General features: G+C 62.0%; 16 protein-coding genes. 5 read left to right on the forward strand and 11 right to left on the reverse strand.

Annotated features, from left to right (window positions below):
- Positions 1-24 precede the first annotated feature (24 nt).
- The gene (locus HB676_RS30830) at positions 25-2637 is read right to left on the reverse strand and encodes an EAL domain-containing protein (RefSeq protein WP_213742272.1); all 2613 of its coding nucleotides are present in this window, start codon (positions 2635-2637) and stop codon (positions 25-27) included.
- A 279-nt stretch (positions 2638-2916) separates the two neighbouring features.
- On the reverse strand, positions 2917-3687 hold the full coding sequence (locus tag HB676_RS30835; protein WP_213742273.1) for an exodeoxyribonuclease III: 771 nt from the start codon (positions 3685-3687) through the stop codon (positions 2917-2919).
- A 43-nt stretch (positions 3688-3730) separates the two neighbouring features.
- Here HB676_RS30835 and HB676_RS30840 point away from each other — a divergent pair, with 43 nt between their 5' ends.
- Both HB676_RS30840 and HB676_RS30845 read left to right on the forward strand, forming a co-directional pair.
- On the forward strand, positions 3731-3958 hold the full coding sequence (locus HB676_RS30840) for a cysteine rich repeat-containing protein (RefSeq protein ID WP_213742274.1): 228 nt from the start codon (positions 3731-3733) through the stop codon (positions 3956-3958).
- A gap of 113 nt (positions 3959-4071) precedes the next feature.
- Complete coding sequence (locus tag HB676_RS30845; protein ID WP_213742275.1) at positions 4072-4440, forward strand: GFA family protein; 369 nt, start codon at positions 4072-4074, stop codon at positions 4438-4440.
- Here HB676_RS30845 and alr read toward each other — a convergent pair.
- The 4 genes from alr to HB676_RS30860 all read right to left on the reverse strand — a co-directional run bounded on the left by alr (position 4432) and on the right by HB676_RS30860 (position 9308).
- Complete coding sequence (gene alr, locus HB676_RS30850) at positions 4432-5655, reverse strand: alanine racemase (protein WP_213742276.1); 1224 nt, start codon at positions 5653-5655, stop codon at positions 4432-4434. The genes HB676_RS30845 and alr overlap by 9 nt on opposite strands.
- A 49-nt stretch (positions 5656-5704) precedes the next feature.
- Positions 5705-7204, reverse strand: a complete 1500-nt coding sequence (locus tag HB676_RS30855; protein ID WP_213742277.1) for a replicative DNA helicase — start codon at positions 7202-7204, stop codon at positions 5705-5707.
- 288 nt (positions 7205-7492) lie between these two features.
- Positions 7493-7615, reverse strand: a complete 123-nt coding sequence (locus HB676_RS34170; protein WP_275944989.1) for a hypothetical protein — start codon at positions 7613-7615, stop codon at positions 7493-7495.
- Positions 7616-8057: 442 nt separating this feature from the next.
- Positions 8058-9308, reverse strand: a complete 1251-nt coding sequence (locus HB676_RS30860; protein ID WP_213742278.1) for a cyclopropane-fatty-acyl-phospholipid synthase family protein — start codon at positions 9306-9308, stop codon at positions 8058-8060.
- 285 nt (positions 9309-9593) lie between these two features.
- Between HB676_RS30860 and HB676_RS30865 the strand changes: the two genes are divergently transcribed.
- Complete coding sequence (locus HB676_RS30865; RefSeq protein ID WP_213742279.1) at positions 9594-10598, forward strand: hypothetical protein; 1005 nt, start codon at positions 9594-9596, stop codon at positions 10596-10598.
- A 133-nt stretch (positions 10599-10731) separates the two neighbouring features.
- Here HB676_RS30865 and rplI read toward each other — a convergent pair whose 3' ends face one another.
- From rplI to HB676_RS30890, 5 genes are all read right to left on the reverse strand, one after another.
- Entirely contained in the window at positions 10732-11331 is a 600-nt protein-coding gene (rplI, locus tag HB676_RS30870) for a 50S ribosomal protein L9 (RefSeq protein WP_213742280.1), read from the reverse strand.
- A 51-nt stretch (positions 11332-11382) separates the two neighbouring features.
- Positions 11383-12357 carry a DUF2232 domain-containing protein gene (locus HB676_RS30875; protein ID WP_213742281.1) on the reverse strand — a complete coding sequence of 325 codons (975 nt, stop codon included), beginning with the start codon at positions 12355-12357 and terminating at the stop codon, positions 11383-11385.
- Positions 12358-12483: 126 nt separating this feature from the next.
- Positions 12484-12723: a 30S ribosomal protein S18 gene (rpsR, locus tag HB676_RS30880; protein WP_002711478.1), complete on the reverse strand. Its 240-nt coding sequence runs from the start codon at positions 12721-12723 to the stop codon at positions 12484-12486.
- A gap of 5 nt (positions 12724-12728) precedes the next feature.
- Entirely contained in the window at positions 12729-13208 is a 480-nt protein-coding gene (rpsF, locus tag HB676_RS30885) for a 30S ribosomal protein S6 (protein ID WP_213742282.1), read from the reverse strand.
- Between the two features lie 277 nt (positions 13209-13485).
- A complete protein-coding gene (locus HB676_RS30890; RefSeq protein WP_213742283.1) occupies positions 13486-14775 on the reverse strand; it encodes a GGDEF domain-containing protein in 1290 nt (429 codons plus the stop codon).
- 178 nt (positions 14776-14953) lie between these two features.
- Between HB676_RS30890 and fabD the strand changes: the two genes are divergently transcribed.
- Positions 14954-15910 (forward strand): ACP S-malonyltransferase, encoded by a 957-nt coding sequence (gene fabD, locus HB676_RS30895; protein WP_213742284.1) that lies wholly within the window; start codon positions 14954-14956, stop codon positions 15908-15910.
- A gap of 35 nt (positions 15911-15945) precedes the next feature.
- Positions 15946-16683 (forward strand): 3-oxoacyl-[acyl-carrier-protein] reductase, encoded by a 738-nt coding sequence (gene fabG, locus HB676_RS30900; RefSeq protein ID WP_213742285.1) that lies wholly within the window; start codon positions 15946-15948, stop codon positions 16681-16683.
- Positions 16684-16725 lie beyond the last annotated feature (42 nt).

Below are 16725 nucleotides of genomic sequence, written 5' to 3' on the forward strand. Positions count from 1 at the left end.
GGGGAGGGAAAGGAGAAAGCAATCTTACGCTGGAATGCCGGTTCTCGCCGCGATGGCATTGAAGGTCGATGCTTGCGCGGACTCGTCCTGTCGCGACAAGGATCGGCCGATATGGCGCAGCATCACGCTCGCTTGCCGGGCGCTGTGTTCGAGCAGCCAGCGGCCGAAAGCGGCAGGAGACAATGCGGGCGCGTAGAGAAATCCCTGGATCACTTCGCATCCGAGTTCTGCCAGCAGATTTCGTTGCCCCTCGGTTTCGACGCCTTCGGCGACGACGGTGAGCTGCAAACTCTGGCCAACGCGAAGCACCGTGGTGACGATCGCCCGTGCGTTCGGGTTGCTCTCGATGTCGCGCATGAAACTGCGGTCGATCTTCAACTCGCGAATGGGCAATTGCGCCAGCCGGCTCAGACTGGAATAACCGGTGCCGAAATCGTCCAGCGACAGCCCGACCCCCAGCTTGCGAATGGCATTCATGGTTTCGATCGCCACCGAGCGTTCGTTCATGATCACGCCTTCGGTGATCTCGAGCATCAGCACTTCCGGCGGCAGGCGATGCTCCCCGAGAATCTCGGCGACCGCGGCCGCGAGCGTGACGTTCTGGAAATTGATCGGGGACAGGTTGACCGATACGCAGGGGATATCCAGCCCGGCTTCACGCCAGGCCGCCATTTGCCGGCAGGCCTCGCGAACCGACCACAGGCCGATCTGCTCGATCAGTCCGCATTCTTCGGCCAGCGGAATGAACTTGCCGGGCGACACTTCGCCGAGCACCGGGTCGTGCCAGCGCGCCAGCGCCTCGACACCATGGATGGCGCCGTCGACGGTGCGGATCTGCGGTTGGTAATGCAAGGAGAGCGCATCATTTGCGATCGCATTGCGCAGCGCCGCGCTGTAGACCAGCCGCTGCTCGGCGAGCCGGTTCATGTCCGCGCTGAAGAAACGATAGGTGGAGCGGCCGGCTTCCTTGGCCTTGTACATCGCCGCATCGGCCTGCTGGATCAGGGTATCGATGTCGGTCGCACTGTCCGGGTAGATGCTGATGCCGATGCTGGCGGACATCGGAACCTGTTTGGTGCCGATCTGGAGCGGCATGACCAGCGCTTCAGTGATCCGCGAAGCGATTACCGAGGCTTCGGTGGCATCACGGTTCGGCAACACGATCACGAATTCATCGCCACCGAGGCGTCCGAGCATGTCATCCGGCTGAATCTGCGCGCGCAGGCGCTGGGCGAATTCGACAAGCAACTCGTCGCCGGCCGAGTGGCCGAGCGTGTCGTTGACGTCCTTGAAATTGTCGACGTCGAGAAACGCCAGCGCCACCTGTTTTCCGGCGGGACAGGCCTGGATCGCTTCGGAGATCAAATGCCGCAAACGCGCCCGGTTCGGCAGGCCGGTCAGCGTATCGTAATAAGCGAGCTGCGCGATCTGGGCGCGGGCTTCCTTGCGCTCGATCGCGAGCGCCCCGAGATGGACGCAGGCATCGACAATGCGCTGGTGCCAGCGGCTCGGCGGGCGGCTTTCCCTGAAATAGAACGCAAAGGTTCCGATGACGCGGTCATCCTTGGACTTGATCGGCGTCGACCAGCAGGCGCGCAGACCGATCTGGAGCGGCAGGGCCTTGAACGGCTGCCAGCGCGGGTCGGTATCGATATCGATTGCCAGCACCGGCTCACCGAGAAAGGCGGCCGATCCGCAGGAACCCAAATTCGGACCGATCGGGACGCCCTCCAATCCCTGAGAGAAGTCTTCGGGCAGGCTGGGGGCGCCCAGCGGATGAATCACTCCGGCGGCGTCGACATGAAGCAGCGACGAAACCACATCGGGCGCGATCTCTTCGACACGCCGGCAAAGCCGGTCGGCGATTTCGGTGATCGGCATTTCATCGGCCAGCGCGCCGAGGATCAATTGCTGCAGCGAGCGAAGCTGTTTGGTCTCGGTGATATCGGTCAAAAGGGCGAACAGATATTTGACCCGTCCGCGCCGGTTGCGGAACGCCTTCACATTGGCCGAGAGCCAGACTTCGTCGCCGTTCTTGTCATAGGCGAGGATTTCCTCGTCACCGCGGCCTTTGGTGCGGATTCCGCGTCGCAATCTCGCCAGCGTCTTGCGGTCGGTACAGCGGCCGGCCAGCAAGTCGCCCGCCTTGCGCCCCGTTGCTTCCTCAAGCGAGTACCCGAATACTTTTGTAAATGCGGCGTTGGTGTAAACGGTCTTGAGATCAGGATCGGTGACGATCACCGCGCGGTTGGTTTCATCGGCGACCAGGTTGAGCAGCGCCAGCCGTTCTCGCCGATCGATCTCGCTGGTGATGTCGCGAACGAACGCGATGGTGCGGCTTTGACCGCCGGCCTCGACACGCGAAAGCGACAGCGAGGCGAGGATCCGGCCGCCGTCCCTGCGACGGATCGTGATCTCGGAGTTGTTTTCGTTGCCGTTCAGATTCTTGAGCCCGAGATCGCTGGCGAGACAGCCCTGCATTTGCGCGCGGTCGAGCCCCCAGATGCGCTCGGCCGCTGCATTGAGATGGCTGACGCGAAGATCGTCGTTGATGACCACAACGGCATCGTTCGCCAGTTCAAGCGCGGCGAGCAGGAGATCCGAGGGTTCGGCCACAGGGTAATCTTGCGTGCGCATCGTCCATCCCAGTGCCGGTTTGGCCGTCAAGGCCCGATCCCGGAGAGGCACCGTATTCGGTGGCAAACTTATCGTTCCACGGGTGTTAAAAAGGTTTGCTCGTTTCAACGCTGCCCGGCGGGAAAGAGATCATCCTTAAGAATTCACTACTCACATTTGAGAATGTTGCGCATGGTTGGCCGCCGCGGCTTGCTCAGCCGCCGTCGAGCCCGCAAATCGCAGCGGGCAACAGCGATGCTCTTAAAATTTAAAGCGCATTCTAACGCGAAACGCCTCGGGCTATTTGAGCACGATCCAGGCCGGCGCGTGATCGCTGGCGCCTTCTTCGCCGCGCACCGTTCGATCGACGCCGGCTTTGCTCAATCGTGGTGCAAGTCCCGGACTAAGCAGGAGATGATCGAGCCGCAGGCCGGCGTCGCGCAGCCAGCGGTGGCGCTTGTAATCCCAGAACGTGAACATTGGCTTGGACGGATGGACGCTGCGGATCGCATCGCACCAGCCTTGCGCCAGCAGCGATTTGAACGCCGCGCGGCTTTTCGGTTGGATCAGTGCATCCTTGTCCCAGGAGCGGGTCGGATAGATATCCTGTTCGGCCGGGGCAACATTGTAGTCGCCTGCCAGCACCACCGGGATGTCCTGCTTCAGCAATTTGGCGGCGTGCGATTTGAGCCGCCTGAACCAGGCGAGCTTATAGTCGAATTTCGGCCCCGGCTGCGGATTGCCGTTCGGCAGATAAAGGCTCGTTATCAGGATGCCTTTGACCGCGGCTTCGATGTAGCGGGCGTCGTTGTCGCTGGGATCGCCCGGCAGCGCGGTCCGGGTCAGCACCGGATCGGTTTTGCGCGCCAGGATCGCGACGCCGTTCCAGGTTGGCTGGCCGCGCCAGACCGCGCCGTAGCCGGCCTTGTTGATCGCTTGAATGGGAAAATCCCTGTCGGCGGATTTGAGCTCCTGCAGGCAGACGATGTCGGGCTTCGCCTGCTTCAGCCATCGCAACAGGTTCGGCAGGCGCCGGTTGATATTGTTGATGTTGAAAGTGGCGATTTTCATCGGCAGATCGGTTATGGTGGATCAAAATATATCGGGAGGTATCATGTTCAAGTTTCACATTGCCGCTCTCGTATTGGCAACCGGATTTTCCAGCGCAGCTTTGGCGCAGACCCTGACGGCCCAGCAGCGCACGGCCTGCAAGGCGGATTATGAGAAATATTGCAGCGGCACCACGCCCGGCGGCGGCCGTATCATCGCCTGCCTGGACAAGCAGCGTGACGCGCTCAGCGACGCCTGCAGGAAAGTCCTCGACGCGCAGAAGAAAAAATAAAGTAGGGCGATCTCCTCCGGCCAAATGACCGCTACTGACACAGCGCTGGCAGCAGCGCCCGGTTAGCCTTGCTCCATTGCGCTGAACCCGCGCCGTGTCAGGCTGGAGAGATCATGACCATCAAGGGAAGCTGTCATTGCGGCGATACGCAATTCGAGGTCACCGAAATCCCGGCCAGCGTGACCCGTTGCACCTGTTCGCTGTGCGCGAAACGCGGCGCGCTGTGGGCCTATTATACGCCGGCGCAATTTCACCTCACCACACCGGTCGACAAAGTCGCGACCTATCGATGGGGCAGTCGCACCGTCAAACACCATTTCTGTGCGAATTGCGGCTGCGGCACCTATTCCGAATCCCCGGACTGGTCGAGCGGCAAGCCGGACTTCGACAATCCGCGGGTCGGGGTCAATGCGAGATTGCTGGATAATTTCGATCTCGATGCGGTGACGATCGAGGTGATCGACGGCAAAAATCTATGGTGAGGGGGCGGCAGGCGCGCTGGCGCTCGGGCCGCCCTTGTAGATGCGCGCGTAGCGGCGGCCGAGGTTGGTGAGCACTTCGTAGCCGATGGTGCCGAAATGATGCGCGAGCTCGTCGACGGTGATGCCTTCGCCGATCAGCGTCACCATGTGACCGCGCCGCACGAGATTTTTGTCGAGATCGGTAACATCGATCGCCATCAAATCCATCGAGATGCGGCCGGCGACGGGACAGCGCTTGCCTGCGACCACGACCTCGGCGCCGCGGGTGCCGTCATTGCTGCCGCCGGAACGGAAATAGCCGTCGGCATAGCCGGCCGAGACGATCGCGAGCCGGGTCGGCCGCCGCGTCGTCCAGGTGCCGCCATAACCAACGCTTTCGCCGCGCTCGACATTGCGGATCTGCACGATGCGGGCTTTCAATTCGACAACCGGTTGCATCGGATTGTCGGCCTCCGGCGTCGGATTGACGCCGTAGAGCGCAGCACCCGGCCGAACCACATCGAACTGGAATTGAGCCCCGAGGAAAACGCCCGACGAATTCGACAGCGACGCCGGTACGCCGGAAAACAGGCTGGCGATCTCGCGAAAATTTGCGACCTGCTTGGCGTTGAGCGGATGATTGAGGCTTTCGGCACAGGCGAGGTGGCTCATCACCAGCGTGATGCCGTGATCGCCGGCATTGATCCGAGGTACGATGCCCTGCGCCTCCGTAATCGTCAGGCCGAGCCGGTTCATGCCGGTGTCGATATGAATGGCTGCGCCGCCCGTCCAGCCGGTGCGCCGGCAAAACACATCCCATTCGGCAAGCTCGTTGAGATCGCCGATCACCGGCTTGGCGTCGATCTTGGCGTAGGCGTCGCCGCAATTCTGAAAAAATCCGTCGAGCACGTAAATGACAGTCGACGGCAATGCGGCACGGACCGCGCCGGCTTCACCCAGCGTGGCGACGAAAAACGTCTTGCAGCCGGCGGCCGCGAGCGCGCGGGCCACGGGATCGACGCCGCAGCCATAGGCATCCGCCTTGATCACGGCGGCGCATTCGGCCGGTACGGCGGTCTTCTCGAGCTTGCGCCAGTTGGCGACGATCGCATCGAGATCGACGGTGAGGACACCGGTAGCGGTGGCGGTAGCTGCAGCGAATGCCGCAGCCGCATTCGCCTCGGGGGACAGCGGGTTGCTGGCGGCAATCAGTTTGGAATCTGAAGCGAGGTTCATGCTGTACTTTACGCGTGCCGTCGCAGCGGTTCAACCGTACAGGGTCGCGTCAGTATGTCCGTTCGGGGAGATGGTTGTCGGCGGTGAGATCGCTGAACCGCGTAAACTGGCCCTCGAACTGCAGTTCGACCATGCCGGTCGGGCCGTGGCGCTGCTTGGCGATGATGACTTCGGCCTTGCCATGCACCAGCGACATGTCGAGCTGCCATTTTTCATATTCCGGCGTACCGACCCGCGGCTCCTTGTTGGCCAGATAATATTCCTCGCGGTACACGAAGATCACGACGTCGGCGTCCTGTTCGATCGAGCCGGATTCACGCAAGTCCGACAATTGCGGGCGTTTGTCGTCGCGGCTTTCGACCTGGCGCGACAGCTGCGACAGCGCGATGATGGGAACGTTCAGTTCCTTGGCGAGCGCCTTCAGGCTGGTCGTGATTTCCGTGACTTCCTGCACGCGGCTGTCGGAACGTTTGCCCGATCCCTGCAGCAGTTGGATGTAGTCGACCACGATCATATCGAGGCCTTTTTGCCGCTTCAGCCGGCGGGCGCGCGCGGTGAGCTGCGAAATCGAAAGGCCGCCGGTTTCGTCGACATAGAGCGGCAGCGCCTGCAACTGGATCGAGTAGTCGCGGATTTTTTCGAAGTCGGCCTCGCTGATGCCGCCGCGGCGGATCGTGCTGGAGGCGATGCTGGTCTGCTCGGCCAGAATACGGGTTGCGAGCTGTTCGGCCGACATTTCGCAGGAGAAGAAGCCGACGATGCCGCCATTGACGGACTTCATCGTGCCGTCGGGCTGAACTTCCGCCCGATGCGCCTTCGCCACATTGTAGGCGATGTTGGTGGCGAGCGCGGTCTTGCCCATGCCGGGGCGTCCGGCGACGATGATCAAGTCGGAATGCTGCAGACCACCCATCTTGATGTCGAGATCGCGCAGACCCGATGCGATGCCGGACAATTTACCGTCACGCTGGAAGGCCGCCGCGGCCATATCGACCGCGACGGTGAGGGCCTGGCCGAAACGCTGGAAGCCGCCATCATAGCGGCCGGACTCCGCCAGTTCGTACAGCCGACGCTCAGCGTCCTCGATCTGCGCACGGGGCGCAAAGTCGACCGGCGCATCGAAGGCGACATTGACCATGTCCTCGCCGATGCGGATCAGGTCGCGGCGCAGCGCCAGTTCGTAGATGGTGCGTCCATAGTCCTGCGCGTTGATGATCGTGGTCGCTTCCGCGGCGAGGCGGGCGAGATATTGGCCGACGGTCATGCCGCCGATGTCGGTTTCGGCCGGCAGGAAGGTTTTCAACGTAACGGGGGTCGAGACCTTGCCCATCCGGATCAGGCTGCCCGATGTCTCATAGATCGTCTGATGGATCGGCTCGAAGAAATGTTCGGGCTTTAGAAAATCCGATACCCGGTAGAACGCGTCGTTGTTGACGAGGATCGCGCCCAACAGGCTCTGTTCCGCTTCGATATTGTGCGGCGCGCTCCGATAGGCGGGAGTTCCCGGATCGGGGGCGAGCTTGAGGACGTTCGAATCAACTAGGGCCATGGTTCGCGATTATTCTCGGACTTGGAGGATGTGGGGCGCGAATAAAGCGCCACCCGTGCTCTCAGTGGAAGCAGCTTCATTCATTATGCACGATTCTAATATTTTTTAGTGGATGAAAGCTGACGCTCGCGCTCATTCCGCTTGACGGCTTTTGCCGAAATCCCGGCCGCGCTGTTCCATCCGCGACGAAAAGTCCCAGAAAAATCCGGTCGCGGGGCTGAACCTTGTCCCGGCGCGGACACACTCATCCGATGTAACAGGCAGGTCTCAGCGCGGACGTTCTGCTGATCAGATCAGAATAAGATAGATCAGCGCGAACAAGGCCGCTCCGACGCCAGCGAGGATCAAGGCGTAGTCGGTGCGGATGTCGGTTTTCGGATCCAGCGGTGATGGCAAGGTCTTCTGGGTCATTTCGGAGATTTAGGGCAAGCCGGCCAAGCCCTTTGTGAAGCAGGTCACATCCGGGTGATTTTCTTTGCGGCATGGTCGTCCGGAACGCGTTGGCAATATCCGCATTGATAAACAGTTGGTTTGGCAAGGACACAGCTCATGGGCCAGCAACTTCAATCTTGGCGAACAGAACAAGGCTGGCGATCAGGGGGCCAAAATCTCTGGCTGTCGAGGTTGGTCGACGCCATGGAAAAACTTTCTCGCCCGGAAATGCGCGCGATTCCCTGCGACCCGTTGGCGCTGGCGGCGGCGCGTGCGCATTTGGCGCGACCTGCATCCGCGGCCTATTTGACGCACGCCAATTTTCGTCTGCGGAACTGACGCGCGCCGAAATCAGAATTCAGAGGCCCGGAATTTGGGTCGCTTTTGCCGGCCGTTCCGCACAGCCTGTTCGCCCGCAAGCTTATTCGCCAGCGATCTGCAGCCGTGGCCGCGCGCCGCGTTCAATCCCGCGGAGCCGGGCTTCCTCACGCTCGATGTAATCACGCGTCATCGGCACCACACCCTGGCGCTTGGCGAGTTGAATCTGGAAGTTCATCAGGTTCTGCTTGCGGAACGACATTTCGGAGGAGGCGAGATAAAACTCCCACATTCGCGCGAAGCGCTCGTCGTAGAGCCGCACCGCTTCCTCCCGCCGCGCCATGAAGCGCTCGCGCCAGGCCTTCAGCGTTTCGGCATAATGCAGCCGCAGGATTTCGACGTCGCATATCAGAAGTCCGGCGCGTTCGATCGCGGGGAGGACTTCGGAAAGGGCCGGGATATAGCCGCCGGGAAAAATGTATTTCGCGATCCAGGGATTGGTGATGTCGGGGCCGTGGGAGCGGCCGATCGAATGAAGCATCATGACGCCGTCGTCGGTAAGAAGTTCGGCGCAGCGCTTAAAATAAGTATCGTAGAAATCGACACCGACATGCTCGAACATGCCAACCGACACGATGCGATCGAACGGGCCGGGGATGTCGCGGTAATCCTCGAGGAAAAATTTCGCCGATTGCGTCAGGTTCTTTTCGGCGGCGCGAGCGTTCGACGCCTGCAATTGTTCGGTCGACAGCGTGACGCCGGTGACGTTGGCGCCGGTCATTTCGGCCAGATACAGCCCAAGGCCGCCCCAGCCGGAGCCGATGTCGAGCACGCGGTCGCCGCCCTGGACCAGGAGCTTGGCAGCGAGGTGACGCTTCTTGGCAAGCTGGGCGTCGTCCAGCGTCGCATCGGGCGTTTCGAAATAGGCACAGCTGTATTGCTTGTCGGCGTCGAGGAAGAGCGAATAGAGCCGTCCGTCGAGGTCATAATGGTGCGCGACATTATTTTTGGAGCGACTGCGCGGATTGAATTGCTGGGCATGCCGGACCAGATAACGCAGCCACCATTGCAGCTTGGCCCAGCGCGGCAACATCTCGGGCTGATCCAAGAGGATCGCCAAGACGTCGGCAATCGAGCCATTTTCGACGATGAAGGTGCCGTCCACATAGACTTCGCCAAGCCCCAATTCGGGGTCGAGGAGAATGCGGCGCTCGGCGTTGGCAGTCAGGAACCGGACAGATACCGGTTCGCCGGTTCCGTCTCCGCAAGTAAATTTTGCTCCGCTCGCGGTCGTGAACGTCATTGCGCCGCGGCGAATGAACTGGCTCAGGAAATAACGCAACAAACGGTCCATCGAAACCACCAATTGAGCGATCCCGCAAGGGTGAAGCTAAACGGCCGTCACACCTTGGCGCATACGCGAACCACTTGGTTCCCGAGCGCCACCAACGAAACATAATAGCGATGGCGCCGGTGCGCTACTGCATTGTAGACAAAGCGGATATTCCGAAATGCAGCATTCACGCCGTTTTTTATCTGTCCGCTTCCATTCGCGGGATAATCGGCTAAAAGGTGACCGCTGCTGTCCGGGTCGGATTAGAAGACACTGGAAGCGATTTCCAAATTTGGAGAATAGGGAATGGTGGGCCGAGCGCTCAGTTTAGCGACGGTGACGCTTCTGACAGGCTGGTTCGCGATCGGACCGGTTTGGGCGCAGACGCAGAACCTCGAGGCCGGCAAAAGCGCTTCCCAGATTTTTGCTGGCACCTGCAACGCTTGCCACAAGAGTCCGCGGGGTCTGTTGAAGACCGTCGCGCCCGGGTCCCTGCCGGGCTTCCTGCGTCAGCATTACACGACCAGCAGCGACATGGCCTCGACGCTGAGCTCATACCTGGTTTCGAACGGCGCGACCGATACCCGCGGGGGCCGCGACAAGCCGAGCACCGAGCCGAAACCGGCGGAGGCCAGATCCGGCGCCGGATCCGATCAGCCCGAGCGGCAGGGCCATAAAATGCGCCCCGGCTCCCAGGAAGCAGCCAAGCCTGACGCGGATGGATCCGCGCAAGGCGAGCCCACCCGTCAGGGCCGCAAGCGGCTGGCGCGGCCGGGCGAGGGACCCGATGAGACCAAGCCCGCCGCTGATGGACAGGCGCCGGCTCAGATGGGCGACGACCGTAGATTGTCGTCCAAGCGGCTAAGCAAGCGCGGCAAGCCGGGTGGCGAAGAGCAGCCCAACACCGCCACGCCCGACACCGCCAAGACGGACGAATCGCCCAAGAACGAACCAGCCAAGGAAGAAAGCGCCAAGCCGGCCGGCGAGGGCAAATCCGAGCCTGCAAAGTCCGAGGCCGCCAAATCCGAGCCTGCCAAATCTGAGCCTGCCAAGACCGAGCCTAGCAAGACCGACAATAGCGGCGCGCCGCCCGTGTTGCGGGCGGATCCGGTACCCCCGGTTACACCGGCGCCGCCGGCTTCGGCCGCGCCGTCTACCGCTGTGTCCGCCGGAGCACCGACGCAACAACCGGCTGCCCCCGCGCCGTCGGCACCCGTGCCTTCGCCTGCGCCACCTGCCGTGACGGCTTCGGCGCCGCCACCGGCGCCCGCAGGCCATGCGGGACCGCCCGCGCCGCCCATCTCCCAATAGGGGCCGGTTTCGGTCCGGGCTTGATCACCGCATTGGCGTCGATCGCGATGCTGGAAAAAGGCATCGGCCAAAATAAAAAGCCCGGCCTGATCGGCCGGGCTTTTATTCGCGAAACTGGTCGCAGGCAGGTAGCTTACTTTTCCGAAGCGGCTTCTTCGCGCGGTTCGTCGTCGTGCTGCGCTTCCGGATCGAAGAATTCGCCGGCGGCGGCGAGCGCTTCGGCGGCGGCATCCTGGTCTTCCTGGCGGGTCGAGATGTCCTCGCCGCGGTTGATACGCTCAGCCTCATCGGCGCTGCGCGCGACGGTGACGCTGACGCCGACTTCGACTTCCGGATGCACGGCGATCGCAATGGTGTGCTTGCCGATGGTCTTGATCGGTGCGTCCAGCAAGACCTGGCTGCGGCTGATGGTGAGACCGTCGCTCTCGAACGACGCGATGATGTCGCGAACGGTCACGGAGCCGAACAGCTGTCCGGTTTCGGACGCTTGACGCAGCACCACGACGTTACGGCCGTCGATCTTCTCGGCGACCTTGGTGGCTTCGCCCTTGGCCTGCAGGTTGCGGGCTTCGAGATCGGCCTTCATGCCGTCGAACTTGGAACGGTTGTCGGCGGTGGCGCGCAGGGCCTTGCCGCGCTTGAGCAGAAAGTTGCGGGCAAATCCGTCCTTGACGCGGACGACTTCGCCCATCTGGCCCAGCTTGGCGACACGTTCCAGCAAAATGACTTCCATATTCGTTCTCCTTTAGGGGATGAGTTGATCGGTTGGGTTGAAGGTTGGAGTTCAGGACGCGGGGAGGGGCGGTGGCCTCCCTTGCAGATAACGCCGGCGAAGTCCGAGCATGGCGTCGGCGAGGCCGAGCACTGCCATCGCCAGAACAGGCCAGACGAACAGGACGACGATCGCATAGGTGCAACCGAGCCAGAGTGCGCGGCTTTTGATGGCGAGCGTCAACGTATGCAACACCGCCAGGCCCGTGAAGGCATAAGCCATCATCAGGGCCGTGGTGATGATCTGCGCCAAAATCGCCACCAGTCCGCCGGCGAAGCAGAATGCGATCGCGGCACACAATACAGCCAGCGTCAGCGGCGGCAGCGCCGTGCTTTTCAGATCGGGCCACGGGCGATGCAAACGGCCCGACGTTGCGGTGATTTTTGCAGCCAGCCAGAGATTGAGCGTCAGGGTTATCATGAACACCATCGCGGCTGCCGCCGGCGTGATGGTTGCGAGCGCATCGGCCAGTTGTTCGATCTCACCGGTTGGCGCGGTATCGTGCGGATTGAGGATCAAGAGCCAGCTTTGTCGCAGTGCGCCGGTGATGGCGGCGACGTCGGTGCCGAAAGCCATCAGCGCCACCATCGTGATCAGCGTGGCAAAGCCCGAAATCCAGAGCAGAATGCGGCCGACCGGATACCATTCCATCACGGGTTCGGCGGGGACCGCGCCGCTACCCGGCGTAATGTCGCTGACCACGGGGCGGCCAAGCAGCGCCAGATGCCCAAGCCACCATGCGGGCAGAGCGACCGTGACCACGAAGACAATGCAGTAGGGAAGGCCGAAGATCGCGCCAAGGACCGTTGCTGCGGCGATACCGCCGATGGTGGCGCAAAGCGGCCCCCATCCGAGTGCGGCGACCATCAGTGGCAGCGGCGCCAAATAGATCAGCAATATCGAGATCAGGACGCCCGAGATCATCGAGGCGAACATCAGCGCCGACGCGCAGCCGGCCGCCAGGGCAATGAGAATGATCGCGATCATCAGCTGTCCCGCTCCTTTCGAGCGGTTAGAGGTTTCCAAGAACCCCAACCATCGGCGACCGGACGACCCGGAAGCCTTATGAAGTATTTCAACCGGCGGCGTCGCCGCCGCCGGTTGGGTTTCGCGTTAGCGAATGACGTAGGGCAGCAAACCAAGGAAACGCGAGCGCTTGATCGCGCGCGCGAGTTCACGCTGCTTCTTGGCGGAGACGGCGGTGATGCGGCTCGGCACGATCTTGCCGCGCTCGGAAACGTAACGCATCAACAGCTTGGAATCCTTGTAGTCGATCTTCGGCGCGTTCGGACCCGTGAACGGGCAGGTCTTGCGACGGCGGAAAAACGGACGGCGTGCACCAGCTTCGGCCATGATTCTTACTCCTCAACCGCTGCGTCAGCGTCTTCACGGGGGCGGCGCGGACCACGGTCGCCGCGATAGCCGCCACCTTCACGATCGCCACCACGGAAGCCACCGCCCTCGCGGTCGCCACGAAAACCGCCGCCGCCACGGTCGTCGCGATCACGATCGCGATCAGCCTTGCGCATCATCGCCGAGGGACCTTCCTCGTGCTCTTCGACGCGAACGGTGAGATAACGGATCACGTCTTCGCTGATCCGCTCCTGACGCTCGATCTCGCTGACCGCAGCCGAGGGGCCGTCGATGTTCAGCAGCACGAAATGCGCCTTGCGATTCTTGTTCATGCGATAGGTCAGGGAGCGTACGCCCCAATTTTCCATCTTCACGACCTTGCCGCCGAGTTGCTCGACGATACCGGTCATCTGGGTGGTCAGTTCTTCGACCTGCTGGGTGCTCGCATCCTGACGCGCGAGAAAAACATGCTCATAAAGAGGCATGGGTGTCCTTTCCATTGTTAGCGCGGTTCCCGGCGGCAAGCCCTTCGAACCCTTCGGAAAGGACTCGATATGCTCAGAAGGCGGAAGCACGGGACGACGGACCAACTGGCCCTGCCACATCAACATCGCCGATAAGGTGAAATTGCTGAGACCGTCCGTTCAGCTCCCGGCCGGGATCCACGGATGGCGCGGTTTATACGGATTTTGAGCGCGATGGCAAGGAAAAGGGGCCGGGTTCCGGGTGAAAATATGGCCCACAACGGCCCAATTAACGGGTCTAGGCGGCCGAATCCACCGGTTCGGCAGCCAAGCCGGCGCCGGCCCCCACTGCGGGGACGAGCGAGGGCGCGAAATCGACCACCTCTGCCTCTGAGCCATGAACCACAAAGCAGCCTTTGCCGCGGCGCTTGGCGTCGTACATCGCGCGGTCGGCCGCGCTCAATAATTCGTCGGCGGTCTCCCCGTCGCGTGGCGCGGATGCGAGGCCAATGCTGACGCCGACCCGTGCCGCTGCAGCAAACTCGAATGGTTCCGAGACCTGCGCGATGATGCGCTGCGCGATCGCAGCGGCTTCGGCGTCGGCGATGTCAGGCAGCAGGACAACGAATTCGTCGCCGCCAAGGCGGCATACGAAATCGGCATCGCGGACGCTGGCCTGGAGGCGCTTTGCGACCGCGACCAGAACGGCGTCGCCGGTGGCATGTCCGAGCCCGTCATTGACCCCCTTGAAGCCGTCGAGATCGAGGCAGAGCACCGTGAGTTTTGTGCGCGGCGAACCAGCCTTCGGGAGCGGGGCTGCGAGCAGTTCGCCGAAAAGCTTGAGATTAAGGGCGCGATTGGGAAGACCGGTCAGCAGGTCATGATGCGCCATCTGACGATTGTTTCGCTCGGAATGATGCAGGTCGAGCAGGATCTTGTGGTTCTCGAGCAGCAGGAAAATCATTCCGCCGGTATAGACCGGCGTTTGCAGCCCGATCAGAAACAATAGCGGGATCGGCGACAGGATCGTGGCAAGCGCAAATGGCAGCGTCAGGATACAAATCAGGAGAATTCCGTAGCGCGGAGTTCCGGCGTTGCGTGAGGCAATTCCGCCGATCAGATTGGCAAGGCCGATGCCCGCCATCAGGATCAGCAGGAAGTTGCCCGATCCGACGCATTGATAACAGCCGGCGGAAATCAGGATCACCGACGTCAGCCCGGCCCAGACCGGTGCGATGGTCGTTGCTTTTCGTTTGCCCGCTTTGGCGTTCGCAAGCGCGTTCATCATCAGCGACATTCTGATGCTGCCCAAAACGACTTCCGCCAACGCCCAGGCGTAAGCCCATTTGGCGCCGGTCAAACCGGCGGCAATCGATGCGATCAGCAGCGATCCAAGCACGGCCACCACAAGTGTCTTGGTCTTGCTCGCTCTTTGCTGCAGCAACTCGGTGCGGATATCGTCGTGCTGCGAACGAGGGTCCGCAAGAAGCCAGTCGCGCAGGCGAAGCCAAGGCCGTTGCGGTGGCTGCGGCGGTTGCCCCGCAGCAACGGAGTCGGTCGATATGGTCGATGGGATTGTGAGCGCCATGGTCCCAGTTTCCGCCCCTGGTATTGAAAGCCGATTAAGCGCGGCGACAAAGTTCCACACAGCGTAAACATTTGCCTTCCCAAATGATTTGGCCCGTGCGATTGCGCCCTCCGTCCGGCTTGACAGCGCGGCGAAAGCCGGTGTCTTACGACGGTATTCGATGGAGTTTTGGGTAATAATGACTGCAGCATTTACCTTTCCGGGCCAGGGCTCGCAGGTCGTCGGCATGGGCAAGGCGCTCGCCGATGCGTTTCCGGCTGCCCGCGCGGTGTTCGAGGAGGTCGATTCGGCGCTGGCTGAGAAATTGACCGCGGTCATCTGGGACGGCCCTGCCGAGACGCTCCAGCTTACCGAAAATGCCCAGCCGGCCTTGATGGCGGTCTCGCTGGCGACCTTGCGCGTGCTGGAGACCGAGGCCGGGTTTTCGGTTGCGGACGCCGCCTTTGTGGCCGGACATTCCCTCGGCGAATATTCCGCGCTGGCGGCAGCCGGCAGCCTGACCATCAGCGACACCGCCCGGCTGCTGCGCGTCCGTGGTCTGGCAATGCAGAAAGCCGTGCCGGTCGGCGTCGGGGCGATGGCTGCTTTGCTCGGCCTCGATTACGAGAGCGCGGTCGCGGTCGCCGAAGAGGCTGCACAGGGACAGGTTTGCCAGGCCGCCAACGACAATGGCGGTGGCCAGGTCGTGGTTTCCGGCGACAAGGCTGCGGTCGAGCGCGCGCTCGAGATCGCCAAAACCAAGGGCGCCAAGCGCGCGATGTTGCTGCCGGTCTCCGCGCCGTTTCATTGCCGGCTGATGCAGCCCGCCGCCGACGCGATGGCGAAGGCATTGGAGGGAATTACCATCCAGCGGCCGGTATCGCCTCTGGTGTCGAATGTATTGGCCGCGCCGATCAGCGAGCCGGATGAGATTCGCCGCCGCCTGATCGAACAGGTTACGGGCACGGTGCGCTGGCGCGAGTCGGTGGCCTATATGGCGGGCCAAGGGGTCACGCGGTTTTTCGAAATTGGTGCGGGCAAGGTGCTGAGCGGATTGGTCAAGCGCATTGCCGAAGGCGCTGTGGGTGTTTCGGTCGGCGGACCGAATGATATTGCCTCGGCGAAAGATGCGCTCGCCGCCGCCAAAATGGCTTGAGCGCGAAGTCGGCTTAAAGTCCGAGGGAGAATGGAATGTTCGATTTGACTGGCAGGAAAGCGCTCGTCACCGGGGCGACGGGAGGCATCGGTAGTGCGATCGCGCAGGCGCTGCATGCCCAGGGCGCGACGGTGGCGATCTCCGGAACGCGGCGGGAGGTGCTGGATACACTCGCCGGAAAGCTCGGCGACAGGGTCCATGTGTTGCCGTGCAATCTTTCCGATGCCGCCGAGGTCGAGGCGCTGGTGCCGTCGGCCGAGCAGGCGATGGGCCAGCTCGATATTCTCGTCGCCAATGCCGGCATCACCAAGGACAATTTATTTGTGCAGTTGCGGGACGAAGACTGGGACGAGGTTATCAAGGTCAATCTGACTGCAACCTTTCGTCTCACCCGCGCCGCAACCAAACTGATGATGCGCAAGCGGTTCGGCCGCATTATTGCGATCACGTCGGTGGTCGGTGTCACCGGCAATCCCGGCCAGGGCAATTACACGGCGTCGAAGGCCGGATTGATCGGCATGATCAAAACGCTCGGCGCGGAATATGCCAAGCGCAATGTCACCGCCAACTGCATCGCACCCGGATTTATCTCAACGCCGATGACCGACGTGCTGAACGACAAGCAGCGCGAAGCCATTCTTTCCAAGGTTCCTGCGGGGCGCCTGGGTACACCCGATGACATCGCCGCGGCAGCGGTCTATCTCAGTTCGAATGAAGCGGCTTACGTCACCGGGCAAACCATTCACGTCAATGGCGGAATGGCCATGATCTGAGACAGTTGCCGGCCCCTCGGCAAAACCAAAGGGCCGCTTGCG

It is taken from the genome of Bradyrhizobium sp. dw_411 (genome assembly GCF_018449695.1).
Classification (GTDB): Bacteria; Pseudomonadota; Alphaproteobacteria; order Rhizobiales; family Xanthobacteraceae; genus Bradyrhizobium.